14 protein-coding genes and 1 pseudogene are annotated in these 14,855 nt (G+C 44.9%); 2 read left to right on the forward strand and 13 right to left on the reverse strand.

The window, feature by feature from the left end; all coding sequences use genetic code 11:
- Positions 1-67: 67 nt before the first annotated feature.
- The 3 genes from BABA_RS10625 to BABA_RS10635 form a co-directional block, all read right to left on the reverse strand.
- Positions 68-439 (reverse strand): DUF423 domain-containing protein, encoded by a 372-nt coding sequence (locus tag BABA_RS10625; protein ID WP_007085185.1) that lies wholly within the window; start codon positions 437-439, stop codon positions 68-70.
- A gap of 15 nt (positions 440-454) precedes the next feature.
- Entirely contained in the window at positions 455-754 is a 300-nt protein-coding gene (locus BABA_RS10630) for a YwdI family protein (protein ID WP_007085186.1), read from the reverse strand.
- A 283-nt stretch (positions 755-1,037) separates the two neighbouring features.
- A complete protein-coding gene (locus tag BABA_RS10635; RefSeq protein ID WP_007085187.1) occupies positions 1,038-2,531 on the reverse strand; it encodes an RNA-guided endonuclease InsQ/TnpB family protein in 1,494 nt (497 codons plus the stop codon).
- Positions 2,532-2,720: 189 nt separating this feature from the next.
- On the opposite strand from BABA_RS10635, the gene modA reads away from it, so the two are divergent.
- The gene (gene modA, locus BABA_RS10640; RefSeq protein ID WP_007085188.1) at positions 2,721-3,494 is read left to right on the forward strand and encodes a molybdate ABC transporter substrate-binding protein; all 774 of its coding nucleotides are present in this window, start codon (positions 2,721-2,723) and stop codon (positions 3,492-3,494) included.
- Between the two features lie 9 nt (positions 3,495-3,503).
- Positions 3,504-4,166: a molybdate ABC transporter permease subunit gene (gene modB, locus BABA_RS10645; protein ID WP_007085189.1), complete on the forward strand. Its 663-nt coding sequence runs from the start codon at positions 3,504-3,506 to the stop codon at positions 4,164-4,166.
- 26 nt (positions 4,167-4,192) lie between these two features.
- Here modB and BABA_RS10650 read toward each other — a convergent pair whose 3' ends face one another.
- From BABA_RS10650 to fdnG, 10 genes and pseudogenes are all read right to left on the reverse strand, one after another.
- Positions 4,193-5,212, reverse strand: coding sequence for a MoeB/ThiF family adenylyltransferase (locus BABA_RS10650; protein WP_007085190.1), 1,020 nt, complete (start codon positions 5,210-5,212; stop codon positions 4,193-4,195).
- 131 nt (positions 5,213-5,343) lie between these two features.
- Entirely contained in the window at positions 5,344-5,577 is a 234-nt protein-coding gene (gene moaD, locus BABA_RS10655) for a molybdopterin converting factor subunit 1 (protein ID WP_007085191.1), read from the reverse strand.
- On the reverse strand, positions 5,570-6,037 hold the full coding sequence (locus BABA_RS10660; protein ID WP_007085192.1) for a molybdenum cofactor biosynthesis protein MoaE: 468 nt from the start codon (positions 6,035-6,037) through the stop codon (positions 5,570-5,572). Before BABA_RS10660 ends, moaD begins: the two co-directional genes overlap by 8 nt.
- Positions 6,034-7,965 (reverse strand): molybdopterin biosynthesis protein, encoded by a 1,932-nt coding sequence (locus BABA_RS10665; protein WP_007085193.1) that lies wholly within the window; start codon positions 7,963-7,965, stop codon positions 6,034-6,036. Before BABA_RS10665 ends, BABA_RS10660 begins: the two co-directional genes overlap by 4 nt.
- Before the next feature lie 15 nt (positions 7,966-7,980).
- Entirely contained in the window at positions 7,981-9,213 is a 1,233-nt protein-coding gene (locus tag BABA_RS10670; RefSeq protein WP_007085194.1) for a molybdopterin molybdotransferase MoeA, read from the reverse strand.
- A 17-nt stretch (positions 9,214-9,230) separates the two neighbouring features.
- Positions 9,231-9,830: a molybdenum cofactor guanylyltransferase gene (mobA, locus tag BABA_RS10675; RefSeq protein WP_007085195.1), complete on the reverse strand. Its 600-nt coding sequence runs from the start codon at positions 9,828-9,830 to the stop codon at positions 9,231-9,233.
- Positions 9,831-9,846: 16 nt separating this feature from the next.
- Positions 9,847-10,656: a formate dehydrogenase accessory protein FdhE gene (locus BABA_RS10680; protein ID WP_007085196.1), complete on the reverse strand. Its 810-nt coding sequence runs from the start codon at positions 10,654-10,656 to the stop codon at positions 9,847-9,849.
- Between the two features lie 258 nt (positions 10,657-10,914).
- Positions 10,915-11,628, reverse strand: coding sequence for a formate dehydrogenase subunit gamma (locus tag BABA_RS10685; RefSeq protein ID WP_007085197.1), 714 nt, complete (start codon positions 11,626-11,628; stop codon positions 10,915-10,917).
- On the reverse strand, positions 11,621-12,448 hold the full coding sequence (locus tag BABA_RS10690) for a 4Fe-4S dicluster domain-containing protein (protein WP_007085198.1): 828 nt from the start codon (positions 12,446-12,448) through the stop codon (positions 11,621-11,623). The genes BABA_RS10685 and BABA_RS10690 overlap by 8 nt, the downstream gene beginning before the upstream one ends.
- Positions 12,445-14,850, reverse strand: a pseudogene (fdnG, locus tag BABA_RS10695) (formate dehydrogenase-N subunit alpha); the annotation flags it as partial. The pseudogene fdnG and the gene BABA_RS10690, both read right to left, overlap by 4 nt.
- Positions 14,851-14,855 lie beyond the last annotated feature (5 nt).

The following is a 14,855-nucleotide window of genomic DNA, read 5'->3' on the forward strand; positions in this document are numbered from 1 at the left end:
GTGTTTCCTTTATCTCAGTTGGAGCGCTCCAGGCCATACGCCGCTGACCAGGGCGCTTGCGCTTTTCTTAAAAATGTTTCACCGCTCCCACAATCATCAGCACCCATGCGGCTAAAAAGCACACACCGCCAATCGGGGTAATCGCACCCAGCACCCCTACCTTCGTCAAGCTCAACAGGTACAAGCTGCCGCTGAACAAAATAATCCCGGCAAGCATTAACCAGCCCGACCAGCTGAATAAAGAGCTGACCCCGGCTTTCCCAAGCAGAATCCCGAGGATTAAGATCCCCGTAGCATGAAACATTTGATAGGTTACACCCGTTTTCCAAATCTCCAGGTAATGGGCATCGAGCCTGTCCTTTAATCCGTGCGCACCGAAGGCACCAAGGGCAACGGCCAAAAAGGCATTAATAGCGCCCACAATTATAAATGTTTTCATTTAAAATCCCCCTTTTTAAAAGTCAAATAACGAATCGCCATTGGCTTCATCGTCCATCTCTATTTTTTTCGCCTGCGGTAGCGCCGCCGGCTGCTTAAAAACTTGCTGAGCCATCATGGGCTGTTGAAATACCGGCTGCGAGATGGCGGGTGCCGGTTGATTTAATGGCATTTCTGATTTTTCATCTAAAATCAATTCGCATAATATTTTAATAGAGTACACTTTTTCCCGCAAGCGTTCTTGCTTGGTACTGCTTTTCGCCAGCTTCAATTCTTCGTCAATTTTTGCAAGTAATGTTTGGATGGAGATATTCACTTCGACATTTCCTTTCCATTTCTCTTATTTCACCTGAGGCTTCGGCAACTTTCGAATGTTCCACGTGAAACAAGTCAATAATTGTCAAATAAATCCCCATTTACTTTTTCTACCTCTTATTGTATCTCATAACTTTTAAAAAAGCATTTTGTGATGTTTTTCATTCCATATCGTATTATCCCTCGTTATGAGTATCCCCATAACTAAAGTTAGGGGTTTCGAAAGAATAGGCTTATAAAGCCGCATTGTCTTTACGTGGGCTACCACAAGTCCCGCTAATACATCAGGCCGAGGCCTTCAGCTTTGCATGTTTTTTCTCCATGATGATGATTTTCTCGGGGGCTTGAAGGAACCGTTTTCTTTCAAGTCCTTCAAAGGCATCCTTTACATACTTTCTAACTATATTAAAGGCGCCATTTACATCTGCATGAATGAGCACTTTTGACCCTTTTATTTTGTAAAATGCTCTGCTACTCCGATACCCACTAAAATTAGGAAGTTTATCATCTCCGAAAGTTGGAATGGGATCACGGTCCAAGAAACTAGACTTGGAGGTGTAGCTTTCTTCTCGGTCGATGACTTGAATTCCTTTTCGTTCCGCCTTGTAGCGAATCATTTCAATGAATGTCGCATGTGGTATTTGGATGAAGGTTTGCTTATTAGCCTTTTTCATTTCGACCTCCAATTTCCAACCAATATTTCTTCCTATGATGATGGTATCAATGTTTCTTTCTAGGGCAATTTCTACCACTTTTGCGCTTGATTTATGTAAATAATCCATAACGCGGTTATTCCTTTTTCGATCCAAAGAAATCAAGCGGTTTGTGGTAAACCTCCCCTCTCTTGGATTCTTACCATTTCTTAAAATACACATGTATTTTGCTCTTAATTTGTTATAGTATTGATTTGTCGATTTTAACCCTGTGCCCTTGATAAGCAAAGGCTTATGCCCCGTGTTATCGACGATAGTTGCAAGGTTATCTACGCCTAGGTCAATACCCATTACCCATTTTGGCGGAAAAACAAATTCATTTTTTCGTTTATCCGTTCTTTTGATCTCTTTTTCTTGTTCACCCTTAAAAACGATCTCAATTACATAGCGACCATAGGACGGTACAACCCGAACCTGTTGTAATTTCCCTTCAAAATGAGCAATCTTTCCAAGGTTTAATTGAAGAGGAGTCCCTGGTAATTTCAATATCCTATCTTTTATCTCAGTAATTTGATTCGTTAAATAGCAAATTGTTCGGCCATTCTTCGGTTTATATTTTGGAATCTTTGGCTTTCCGGAAAAGCTGGCGGGATTGATTTTATACTTCTTAGAGGCTTCAAAAAAGCTTTTCCAATCATCATATACTTTCTTCATCGTTTGTTGATTGGACTGGGAGGACATAGTGGTGTAATCGATTTGTTTCATGACCTTAAATAACGCTTCTACAAAGGCATAGCTTATGAATGATCTCTCTTGGGTTGGCATTTCAAAGAGCTTTAACTTTGGTTCAATTATTTTGCCCTTTTTGTCTATCTTTTTAGGTTTCGCTTTTGCCCTTTCATAGCTTTTCATTCGAATCCCATTCATTTGGGGTAAATAGGTTTCAATATCGATTAACACTTGAAGTTGATTTTCATTTTTTATTTCTTTTCTTAACGCTGTGTAAACTTGACGAATATAGTAATTGGTGATGTTGTACAAATTTTTTGCCTTAAAACAAAGTAAATCGCAGTAATTGAACAACTCATGTTGAGGATGAATTTGTATTTTATAGGTACGATACATAGTCTTCACCTCTTTTTGTCAGAACTAATGTTCCTATTTAATTTAATTATAGCAGAGATTATACTAAAAAGTATAGTGAGAACACATGATTTTCTTGTAAATAATCAACAAAAAAACAGCTATATCCCAATGTCTAAAGCTAGGGGTTTTACTCTACTTTTCGATAATGAGGTAAAAGGGGCGAGGTCATTGAAAAAAGGTTATCTGTTTTTAGCTGCCATTTTGTTTGTTTTTACGGGTTGTTCTGCTAAGCAGGATGATACGCAGGGTGCCCCTAAAAAAGACGTTGAACTTACGATTTCCGCAGCGGCAAGCTTGCAGGATGCCTTGACTGAGATTACGGATAATTTTTCTGAAAAAAATAAACAGATTATAATCAATTATAATTTCGGTGCATCCGGGGCGCTGCAGCAGCAAATTTCACAAGGCGCACCAGTTGACCTTTTCTTTTCGGCAGCAGAAGATAAATTTGAGAAATTAGTCTCGGAAGGATTAATTGAAAGTGGGGTTAATCTTGTCGGAAATGAATTAGTGCTCGTTGTGCCAAAAGGGGCAAAAAAGGAAATTAAATCATTTGCAGACCTGCCTAAAGCGGATAAACTTTCGATAGGGACTCCAGAAGTTGTACCAGCAGGCAGTTATGCGAAAGAGGCATTAACGAACTTGAAAGTTTGGAACTCCGTTGCAGAAAAGGTCGTCCCTGCCAAGGATGTTCGTCAAGTCCTTACATACGTAGAAACCGGTAATGTCGATGCCGGCATGGTGTATAAAACTGATGCGTTAACCTCTACAAAAGTGGAGATTGCGGCAACTGCCGGGGAAAAGACCCACACGCCAATCGTTTACCCCGTGGGGATTATTAAGGCTAGTAGCCATCCGAAAGAAGCCATGCTATTCTATGAATATCTGCAAACGAAAGAAGCCATGAAAGTGTTTGAAAAATACGGATTTAAAGGACTGTAAACGATAAACATGACAGACCACTTTTGGGATCCTGTAAAACTATCGCTCGAGGTCGCGGTTGTTTCAGGATGCATTGTACTAGTTTTAGGATTATTTATTGGGCACTGGATGGCGAAGGCTAGCTTCAAAGGAAAAGCCGTAATCGAAACGCTCTTCCTCTTACCATTAGTTTTACCGCCAACCGTTGTCGGCTTTTTGTTACTAGTGGTCTTTGGAAAAAAAAGTCCTGTAGGCCAATTCATCGAGTGGCTCTTTCATCAGCCTATTATTTTCACGTGGTGGGCGGCGGTGCTCGCAGCTTTGGTTGTAGCCTTTCCGCTTATGTATCAATCAGCGAAGGCCGGGTTTGAAGGAGTAGACCGTGATGTTGAGGACGCCGCCCGTGTGGATGGAGCGAACAACCTTCAGCTATTTTTGCTCGTTTCCATCCCACTTGCGCTCCGGTCGATTATTTCGGGGGGAATCTTAAGTTTTGCCCGTGCGTTAGGTGAATTTGGCGCGACGCTCATGTTCGCGGGCAATATTCCCGGGAAAACACAGACCATCCCTACCGCCATCTATGTTGCGATCGATTCCGGCAACATGCAGTTGGCCTGGTTATGGGTGCTATGCATGATCGGGATTTCCTTCTTGATGATTTCCTTCATTCAGCTTGCGAAAAGGAAAAGTTAAACCCGTACCATTATTGGTACGGGTTTTTACCCTAAAATCCGCTGATACAGTGATTTGGCATGAGTCAAATCCTTCGTCCCATGAATGAGCGCACGGCCATCTTGAAAAATAACCATCCGTTCTGCGCCAATATCCACCGACAACAAATACGGATTGCCTTTCACCGTGTATCCTAAGGCGCTAAGCTGACCGGCAAGCTGCTCAAGAGAAAATTCACCAATCGTGGACGGGCGGATTTGCACCGTATCGCGGCCGCACAACACTGTTGTCTTCGTCCTATTTTCATGATCCAAATACGGATATGTTCGTTCCTCACCGCACGACAAGCAGCCGGAAAACCTTGCCTTCGACATTTTTAAACTTGTATATTGGTTCCTCCACAAATCAAAACTAACAAAGGTGGTGCGAACTGCCTCCCAATCCTCAACTAACATTTTTAGCGCTTCAGCTGTCTGATGGGAAATAACCATTTGCACGGTTGGTGAAATAATCCCGCCGGTATCACAGGTCATCCCCTGTAGCGGGATTGTCCTTAGTAAGCAATTTAAGCAAGGGGTTTTCCCAGGAAGAATCGAAAAACTCATGCCAAAACTGCCAACACAAGCCCCGTAAATCCATGGAATCCTGTATTTTTGCGATATATCATTCATAAGCATTCTTGTCTCAAAATTATCTGTTGCATCCAGCATCAAATCGACACCGGCGGCTAGTTCTTCCATCATCTCCGCGGTGGCGTCGCCAATTACCGCGCGGATCTCCACATCGGAATTAATCGCCCGGAGGCGTTTTTCCGCTGCTGCCGCCTTTGGAAGCTTCAAGGCAACATCCTCTTCTGTGTAGAGCTGCTGACGCTGAAGATTGCTCGCTTCGACATAATCACGATCAACAATGGTAATTTTGCCGACGCCGGCACGAGTAAGGATCTCGGCGCTGCCTGAGCCGAGAGCACCGGCACCAATAATAAGCACATGCTTTCTACTTATCTTTTCTTGGCCCTCTTTGCCGATTCCCGGAAAAAGAATCTGCCTAGAATATCGTTCATTCATATATACGTGACCCCTTTCGAAAGAAAAGCTCTAGGGTGCTGGAGCTAGACAATTCTCAAAGCCGTAACTAATAGATTCTTATATTTTAAGAAATCTCGCCGAGTGGCGAGCTTTTAGGGCGTTAAGTAACATCAACCGCCGCTAACCGGCGGAATAAACGCAATCTCGTCCCCTTCATGGATGATCTCATCATTTGAAGCGAACTCTTCATTAATTGCCGTCATCACAGTTTCCAAACGTGGCAAATCATACTTCACCGAAAGCTCAGCCTTCAGTTCGGATACTGTTTTCCCGCTGGCATCCAATGACAAAAACTCCGAGCCAACTGCGTCACGCAAATGAGCGAAAAACAATACTTTATTCATCTAAATCACCTGCCTCAGGCTTGCCGCTTGGATAAGCAACCTTTTCAAGCTGATCTCCCATCCACGATTCGCCGTCTTCCCAATGCTCTTTTTTCCAAATTGGGACAATTTCCTTTATCCGTTCAATCGCGTAGCGGTTGGCTTCATAGGCATCAGCGCGGTGCGGCGTTGAAACAGCAATCACAACGGCAATATCAGTAATATCTAAGCGCCCGACCCGATGTGTAATCGCAACACGGGAGCCCGCCCAGCGCTGTTCAATTTCCGTACCGATCTGCTCAAGCTTTTTCACCGCCATCGCTTCATAAGCTTCGTAGATTAAAAACAATGTTTTCTTTCCATGGGTCAATTCGCGGACGGTTCCAATAAAGGTCGTAATCGCACCGGCCTCACGCTGAACCACTTTATCAATCACCGCTTGAATATCAATCGGTTCTTTGGAGATTTCGTACATCTTCATGATTTCACCTCTTCGGCCAAACATTTTAATACCGGATTCTCAACCACCTGGTAGCCGCCAATTTGTTCAACCTGCTCCCGGAAGGCGGCCGATTGAATAATCGCCAGAAGCTGTCTGCCGCTTTCACTTTCATAAAAGCTGCGTGTCATCACTAAATCATATTCTTCATCTGCAACAGGAACAAAGTCCAAGCCCATCGCCTTTGCCGCCGGGTAAATCCCAAGACCGGCACAATTTGCATCACCGTTCACTTCAGCTGCTACCGCTAAATGAGAGAACATTTCCCGTTCATAGCCGGTAATCGCCTCTGGCTCCAAACCAGCCTCTTCCAGAAGCAAATCAAACAGGATACGCGTTCCGGCTCCTTTTTGGCGGTTAACAAAGTTGGCCTCCGTCCGGACTAAATCTGTAACTGCAGCAATTTCAAGAGGATTTCCTTTTGGCAAAATCCAGCCTTGCTTTCTTTTTAAAAAGGGGTAGAGAACCACGTCTTGCCCGGCTAACATTTTCCTTACGTATGATACATTATATTGCTTTGTGCTTGGGTCAAGCAAATGAATGCCCGCCACATGGGCCTCTCCCTTACGAATTGCCATAATGCCGGCCATGCTGCCGACATGGGAGGAGACAATTTTCATATCTGTCCGCGCTCGTTTCAGCCCAGAAGATAACAGGTCTATCGTCAAATCGTGGCTGCCGCAAAAGACGATGGCATGTTTGATTTCCTCAAGCGGGCGCAGCAATTCAACCTCTGCCGTTTCCCCTTGCTCATAGCCGATCACGTTTGGCGGCACGATTAACAAGCCGTCTGCTCGGACATAAGACATCGTGACCCCTGCCGCTCTTGTCAGCGGATTGGCGACATATTGGCCATCCACATAGCCGATATTCATTCGGACAAAGTCCTCAGCTCCCATTGATGAAACAATGCGGCGCCCAAGTTTTACTGTAACGGTTTGCCTGAGCGGTTCCGGTATTCCTAAATACTGACATACAAGCGGCCGTACGAACCACTCAAGTGCCAGGTAGGCGGAAACAGGGTACCCCGGAACACCAACGACGATTTTCCCATTTATTTTTCCTAAAACGGTTGGTTTCCCAGGCCGCGCGGCGACCCCATGGGTATAGACCTCGCCGAGTTCAGCGATGATGTGGACCGTGAAGTCCTTTCTGCCTGCCGATGAACCAGCATTGATGACGATAATATCGGAGGTTTCAGCCGCCTCCAACAACACTTCCTTAATTTTCTCCGGCTCGTCCTTCACGATCGAATGGAGCTTCGGCTCACCGCCCCAATCCTTGATAAAACCGGAAAACACCGTACCGTTAAATTCAATTATTTTTCCGGAGGAAAGCTCCGCATTTGCTTCGACAAGCTCGTTACCTGTCGGGATAATCGTGACCACCGGTTTTTTGACAACAGGAATCACGAGCTGCTGCGCGGCGAGCAGCACACCTAGATCCGCCGGCCGCAAGGTATGTCCTTGCGGGAAGAGCATTTCCTCTTGGACGATATCCTCGCCAATTGGGCGGATATGCTGCCAAGGGGTGGCCGGTTCAATGATTTCAATCGTATCCTCATCCACAATATGAACATGTTCAATCATAATAACGGCGTTGAACGGGGAAGGAATGGCATTCCCGGTATCAACAAAACAAAATTCCGTCTCTTTTTTTAGAAAAAGCGGATGTTGCTCATGCGCTTGGTAGGTGCTTTCAGCAACAACGGCGATCCCGTCCATTGCTGAGGCGTGGTAGTGCGGCATCGAGACCCTAGCAAAAATTGGCTCAGCGGTCACACGCCCCAAAGCGTCAACCGTCCCGAGATAATCAATTTCGGGTGTCAGCTCACAAGCTGCCAGGATTTGCTCTAGTGCTTCCGCTCGGGGTTTATCTTCTAAATAAATTTTCCGCTTATACTGTTCCATGATTCTTGCTGCCCCCTACCTTGAGGGAATCACAGGTACATATTCCCCCTGTGAAACCCCTTCTTTTTCTGAACTAATCTCCACAATGCCATCACTTTTGACCAATGTTGTAATCAAGCCAGACTTTCCAATAATCGGCTCTGCCCACCATTCGGCTTCTTTTTCAAATAGGCGAACGCGAATATAATCAGCTCGTCCCATCGAAGACGGAATGTTTTTAGTGATTTTTGCAAAAATCCTCTCCGGTTTGCGCTCGATTTTTTCACCCTTTAGCTTTCGCAAAATCCGCTCGCCGAACAGCTTGAAGATAATCATCGCGCTTGCAGGATGTCCTGGCAGTCCAATAACCGGCTTGCCATTTGCCATCGCTAGAATCGTCGGTTTCCCCGGTTTAATCGAAATCCCATGCACAAAAACACCAGGATCTCCTAAGGATTGAATCACATCTGTTGTATAATCCTTTGCCCCGACCGAGCTGCCGCCGGAAAGAACCAAACAATCGACCTGGTCATAGAGTTCGCGCGCCCGCCCGCGAAATTCTTCAAAATCATCGCGGACAATGCCGCCGTACACGACATCGACATTCCATTCGTTCGCAAGTCCGGCAATCGTTAAATAGTTAATATCACGAATTTGCCCTTCTACAAGTGTTTTCGTTTGATAAGGAACGATTTCATCACCTGATGAAAGGTAACCCACCTTCAATTTACGAAAAACTGGCACCTCTGCAATCCCTAAAGACGCAAGTGCCCCTAATTCCTGCGGCCGCAGTCTCGTTCCCGCTGCTAAAAGAGTTTCCCCTGCTTTAATATCTTCCCCGGCGCGAATCACATTTTCACCGGGTGCGACTTGCTTATATGTATTTAAGAGGCCCTCTACGTCCTCGCAGTGTTCAATCATAATCACGCTGTCGCTGCCCTTTGGCATCATCCCGCCTGTCGGTGCATAAACGGCCTCGCCGTGGCGGACAACAGCATCAGGAACCTCGCCCATTTTTACTTCTCCAGCTACTGTTAAGAAGCCGGGCATGGATTCAGAGGAACCATACGTATCCTTCGCGCGAACGGCATATCCGTCGACAGTTGAGCGATCAAAGCTTGGCACATTTTCCTTCGCCACTACAGGCACCGCTAAAATATCATTTAATGCCTCGCCAAGCTCCCTAACCACTGTTTGTTCGATCGCCGGTATGTTTTCTTCGATTAAGGCAAATGTCTCTTCAACTGTTTTCACTTTGAAAAATTGCATGGTTCCCTTACTCCCCCTTATATATCTTTCTCAGCCCACTTTTTCGCCTCTTCGTATTCATTCGGGCGATTCATATTAAAAAAGACCCGTTCCATATCAAGATGACTGTAAGTCTGCAGTTCTGTTTCTGTTACGTACAGGACATTTAATTGGTCAAGCAAATGCTTCATGCGCAGCCGTCCTGCCTCAATACATGCGGCAACTTCTTCGACCAAATTCTTTTGAAAAACGGCAAATAACGGATGCTGTTTTCCATTAATAACAGGAATCACCGCATCATAATGTCCGCAGTTGTTGACCAGCGCCTCGGCAAGCTCCGTTGAAACAAACGGCATATCACAGGCGACAATAAAGTTTACATCGTAATCGGATGCGGACAGGCCGGCATGGACCCCGGCAAGCGGGCCCATCCCCGGAAATTGATCCGGAACCATCCTCAGTCCTAAAAATTCATATTGTTCAGAATCATTCGTTACTAGAATTATATCATCAAAAAGCAGTTTAAGTGTATCTGCTATTCTTTCAATGTTCGTTTTCTCATTTATTTTTAGCAGCGCTTTATTTGTGCCCATTCGGCTTGATTTTCCGCCTGCTAAAATAATCGCTGCAGCTTTCATTTGAAAAAACACCTTCTTAATTTGTCTGTTTTTTTTCACCTAGCGAATTATAACCGTTTTCCTGTGCCACAAAATCGAGGTGAATGAAATTTAAATCTAGTAATCCTGCTGACGGTTTCGTGATATATTGCCTCGTATCTATAATTTTAATATAGCCCTTACACTCTTCGCAAACTTGAATTTGTGAGATGGCATCGCCTTCAACCGTCAAAAACTGGATCGTCTTATGGTCTTCATTGCCGCAATGAGAACATTCTAAGCGCTTAGCATGCCAGTTAGCGAGGCAGCGAGGACAATGGATGGCTTTTTTTCCCTCTTCTTCTAGGATAGCCAGTCGTACGGGTTCGCCGCAAACGGGGCAGCCTGCTCCCGGCACAGCGTGGTTAATCATGGGCTGAACCATTTCTGCTGTTAATTGTAAGTATGGGCGAAGGGCGGTTTCTGCCAAGAATTGCGGAATCCATTCTTCGAGGCCGTGCCCTTCGGCAAAACTAGTAAAATACAAGTGGTTATAGGAAAAAGCCTCGTCAATCCAGCGAATTGCTGTTTCTTCAGTAAGAAGACTCGGAATACTAGCAAGTTTCGCTTCAAGTTCAGGTTTAAATTTAACAAGTGTGGTATTTATTTCCTCTATCCACTGTAAGAATAGTGAAATTTCAAAATCAATGGTCGTTAAGGCGGCAGCCGGCACTCCTGCCTGCATCGCAGCCTTATCAAGAATCGGCCGAATCGTTTCCGGATCTATTTGAAGCTTCCACTGTTCCTGAAGCTTAACGATTTCTTTTTGAAGTTCCTGATATTCTTTTGAAACAACGGATTTAATCATCGTTGTTGCACCTCTTTTTTTGATATTTTTTGATTCGCTCATTGACTGCTTAAATTCGCTCATTGAAACTATTTATTCGCTCATTGACTGCCTAAATTCGCTCATTGAAGCTTAAAATCCGCTCATTGACTATCTAAACTCACGAAAGAATCCCCATACATCCGATTTATGTCTCAAAAAAGATGACTTTTTAAAGAAAAAGGCTGTCGTAAACTATGACAGCCATTCCTTTTGATTATAGTATTGAAAACGAATGGTTTAAGCGCCTTTTTTATGCTTTGGATCATCTAAATCAGGGAAGTTGCCCTTCTTCGCTTCTTCGTCATACCAGTCGGCATAGTGGCCTTTTGCCCACCAAGCCGGAACCTTTCCGGTTACAACACCGGAGTAGCCAGGTCTTGAATGTTTATGGACAACAGAGAGGTAAACGTGTCCGACAATAACAGCGATGCCTAATCCGAAACCAATGTTATGAAGGAGGTAGCCCCATTGCACAAGCGCTCTTGGGAAATACTCAGGGAACCACATGGTGAAACCTGAAGCAATAACCAAGATGGCACAGAAAATCTGAAGAATCGAGTTAATTTTTTCCCCAGCGTTAAAGAAGGTTTGTCTTACATGCTTAAACTTGAAGCCGAATAATTCTTTCACGAATTCACCAAAGAATTGAAGATCGCGCTTCTTCCATGTTACTAATTCTTTCATCCATTTAATAAAGAACTTCGGACTAAAAATCAATAAGATGAAAGTAGGCGTTATGAACGCTACTGCAAAAATTCGGTGTAACAACCGTGCCATGGCAGGGCCGCCAAAAACCGGATACAGCCAGTCAAAGAATTCGGTATACATTGGCAGGGCCGTGATGTAAAGGGCAAAGAAGGCAATTCCATTGATTGCGTGCGCCCAAACAAACGCCTTCGGAAAGCGTTGAATCTTTACATCCGCTTTCGGGTGCTTCTGATCATTACTCATGGCTGCCACCTCCATTTTCGTCCTCATCATTGGCTTTTTTACTAAAAAACTTATTAGCCACAAATGCGCCGACAACCGCCATTGTGGTTGCCCCAATCATGGCTTTCCCAATTGGCTGGGCATAGTCCTTCCATACAACTGCTGATGTTGGAACTTTCGGGTTCTCAGGCAAACCGTATACAGATGGACGCTCTGCTAATACGTAAACCGTGTGCGTACCGCCAACACCTTGTGGATTATAGACCATGGCGTTTGGATAACGGTCTTTGATTTCCTTCACTCGCTGTTCTGCTTTTTTGATCATCGCATCTTGATCGCCAAACTCCATTGCCCCAGTATGACAAGTCGTTACGCAGGCTGGCTGTAAACCTTCATCAATCCGGTCGGTACACATGGTGCACTTGTGCGCCTTGCGATATTCCTTCCCGTTTTTGTCTTTATATTCCTTTAGGGAAATGACCTCAAACGGACAGTTCTGCACGCAATAGCCGCAGCCTACACAGGTATCTTGATCGATAACAACCGTGCCATACTTAGTGTAGCTGATAGCATTTTCCGGACAAACCTTTTCACAGGCGGCATCTGTACAATGGAAGCAGGAGGAATGGCGGAAAAGGTATTCCAAATCACCTTTGCCATTCTCGTGCTCAATAAACTGAAGAACATTCCATGTATCCGCTGTTGTTTTCGCATGTGATTGGACACTGCCCAGGAAATCTGTCGGCTCCGCCGGCAGGTCATTCCAGTTTTTACAGGCAACCATACAAGCACGGCAGCCGTCACACTTCGTTACATCGACATATTTTACATACTTACTCATACATCAGCCCTCCTAACGTTACAGAGGAATGCTTTATATTCAGGAATCATCGTATTCGCATCCCCAATATGTGGAGTTAGGCGGTTTGCTGTATCCCCAGTGGCAAAGCCCTTATAGCCAAAATGCCATGGCATTCCGATTTGGTGCACCTTTTTCCCTCTCACGGCAAATGGCTTATACCGTTTTGTGACCATTGCATAGGCCTTGATTTCGCCGCGTGCTGAGCTGACAATGATTTTGTCTTTATTCTTGATGCCTTTTTCTTTTGCAAGATCTTCACTTAATTCGACAAACATATGACCAGCAAGCTCTGAAAGCCATTCTTGGTTCCTTGTCATCGAACCGGACTGCCAGTGTTCGCTTAGACGGTAGGTTGTGGCCACGATTGGATAATCCGCTTTAAAGCCCTTCTTATTAAAGTCACCGTCCATGATCACTGTTGCCGGGTTCATTTCCTGTCCGGAGAAAGCATTTGGAACAGGGCTTTCAAATGGCTCATAGTGTTCTGGGAACGGACCGTCATTTAAGGTCGGGGCAAACAATAACGCCACACCGTCTTTATTCATCATAAAGGCACCTGTACCACCCGGTTCTGTTGGTGCGGTTACGGCCTTAAAATCTGGGACATCATTGCCAACCCATTTCTTCTGGGCATCATCCCACCAAATAACAGCCTTATCCTTGCTCCATGGCTGACCGCTTGGATCGGCGGAGGCACGGTTATAAAGAATCCGGCGGTTCATTGGCCATGAATAGGACCAGTTCAAATAATGCTCGCCGCCTAGGTCTTTATTGTCACGGTTCTTCGATTTATTTTTTCCTTCCTCGGGATAGAAGCCGGAATAAATCCAGTTACCGCTTGAAGTCGAACCGTCATCTAATAAGGCCCCAAAACCGGAGATTAATTTACCTGTTTTCAAGTCATAGCCATTGATTTCTTTGGCCACAAGGTCGATATCCGGTTCTTCTCCGGTGCCATAGTTCCAATCAAGCGCTAAGAACGGTTGATCCGCTGATTTAGGACTATTAGCGTATAGTTTTTTCAATTTTAAGGCTAGTTCATGAATGATATCAAGGTCTGGTCTTGCTTCGCCTCTTGAATCAATCGCTTTCCAGCGGTATTGCATCCAGCGTGAGCTGTTGGAGATACTGCCTTCTTTTTCGAAGGAGGCAGAAGCTGGGAGCAGGAATACCTCTGTATTGATCTTTGCTGGGTCGCTGCCGGCTTCTTTTTGCCAGAATGCCGATGTTTCTGTTTCCCAAAGGTCAATTGCTACCATCCATTTCAGATTTCCAAGAGCCTCTTTTTCCTTTCCGGCGTTCGGGCCGCCGACAACCGGGTTTGTTCCGAACAGGAAGGTACCGTCAAGTTCGCCATTGTACATCGCTTTAAAGAGATTGATATGGGAATAGTTTTTATTTCCCTTTGGTAAAAATTGATAGCCGAATTCATTTTCTGCTGTAGCATTTGCGCCATACCAAGATTTCAGCAAGCTAACAACGAACTTTGGCTTGTTGCTCCAATAACCTGTTTTTGGTGTTTCTTTTTCCAAATAGCCTTTAAGGGTGGCATGTTCTGGAACGGTCGCTTTAGGTGCACCAAGGTAGCCTGTTAGGTTATCGAATAATAATCCAAAGTCTGTCGAGCCTTGAACATTGGATTCACCGCGCATGGCATTGATTCCGCCGCCAGGGATTCCGATATTTCCTAACAATAGCTGCAGGATGGCATAAATGCGGACGTTTTGGGAACCGACTGTATGCTGGGTTGTTCCCATTGCATACATGATTGTACCGGACTTTCCAACCTTACCTGTTTCACAGAAGGTTTTACAAACCTTTAGATAGTCTTCCTCTGCTGTCCCTGTCACCGTTGTTACGGTTTTTATATCATAACGGGAATAGTGCTTTTTCATTAGTTGAAACACAGAGCGCGGATGCTCTAAAGATTCATCGACGACAGGCTTGCCGTCTTCCGTTGCTTCAATCGCCCATTTTGTTTTATCATATGCTCGTTTCTCTTCGTCATAGCCTGAGAAAAGACCATCGTTAAAGTCATAGCCCTCCTTCACGATAAAGGAAGCATTTGTATATTTAGCCACATACTCTTTGTGAATAAGATTTTTTTCAAGCGCATAATTGATCATTCCGCCGATAAACGGGATATCCGTACCGGAGCGGAGTGCTGCGTAAACGTCAGCCTGTGCCGATGTTCTTGTAAACCGCGGGTCAACAGACACAATTTTGCCGCCGTTTTCCTTTGCTTTTGTCAGCCATCTAAAGCTGATAGGATGGTTTTCCGCAGGGTTTGCGCCAATAATCAATGCACAATCGGTATGCTGCAGATCATTCCAATGGTTAGTCATTGCTCCACGACCAAATGTAGGTGCCAGACCGGCAACCGTTG

The sequence above is a fragment of the Neobacillus bataviensis LMG 21833 genome (assembly GCF_000307875.1).
Lineage (GTDB): Bacteria > Bacillota > Bacilli > Bacillales > Cytobacillaceae > Neobacillus > Neobacillus bataviensis.

Coding starts and splice junctions, on each gene's coding strand:
- modB (WP_007085189.1), top strand. CDS start 3,504: ATGACAGACCACTTTTGGGATCCTGTAAAACTATCGCTCGAGGTCGCG.
- BABA_RS10635 (WP_007085187.1), bottom strand. CDS start 2,531: ATGTATCGTACCTATAAAATACAAATTCATCCTCAACATGAGTTGTTC.
- BABA_RS10680 (WP_007085196.1), bottom strand. CDS start 10,656: ATGATTAAATCCGTTGTTTCAAAAGAATATCAGGAACTTCAAAAAGAA.
- BABA_RS10690 (WP_007085198.1), bottom strand. CDS start 12,448: ATGAGTAAGTATGTAAAATATGTCGATGTAACGAAGTGTGACGGCTGC.
- mobA (WP_007085195.1), bottom strand. CDS start 9,830: ATGAAAGCTGCAGCGATTATTTTAGCAGGCGGAAAATCAAGCCGAATG.
- BABA_RS10670 (WP_007085194.1), bottom strand. CDS start 9,213: ATGCAATTTTTCAAAGTGAAAACAGTTGAAGAGACATTTGCCTTAATC.
- BABA_RS10650 (WP_007085190.1), bottom strand. CDS start 5,212: ATGAATGAACGATATTCTAGGCAGATTCTTTTTCCGGGAATCGGCAAA.
- BABA_RS10665 (WP_007085193.1), bottom strand. CDS start 7,965: ATGGAACAGTATAAGCGGAAAATTTATTTAGAAGATAAACCCCGAGCG.
- BABA_RS10660 (WP_007085192.1), bottom strand. CDS start 6,037: ATGAAGATGTACGAAATCTCCAAAGAACCGATTGATATTCAAGCGGTG.
- BABA_RS10685 (WP_007085197.1), bottom strand. CDS start 11,628: ATGAGTAATGATCAGAAGCACCCGAAAGCGGATGTAAAGATTCAACGC.
- moaD (WP_007085191.1), bottom strand. CDS start 5,577: ATGAATAAAGTATTGTTTTTCGCTCATTTGCGTGACGCAGTTGGCTCG.
- BABA_RS10625 (WP_007085185.1), bottom strand. CDS start 439: ATGAAAACATTTATAATTGTGGGCGCTATTAATGCCTTTTTGGCCGTT.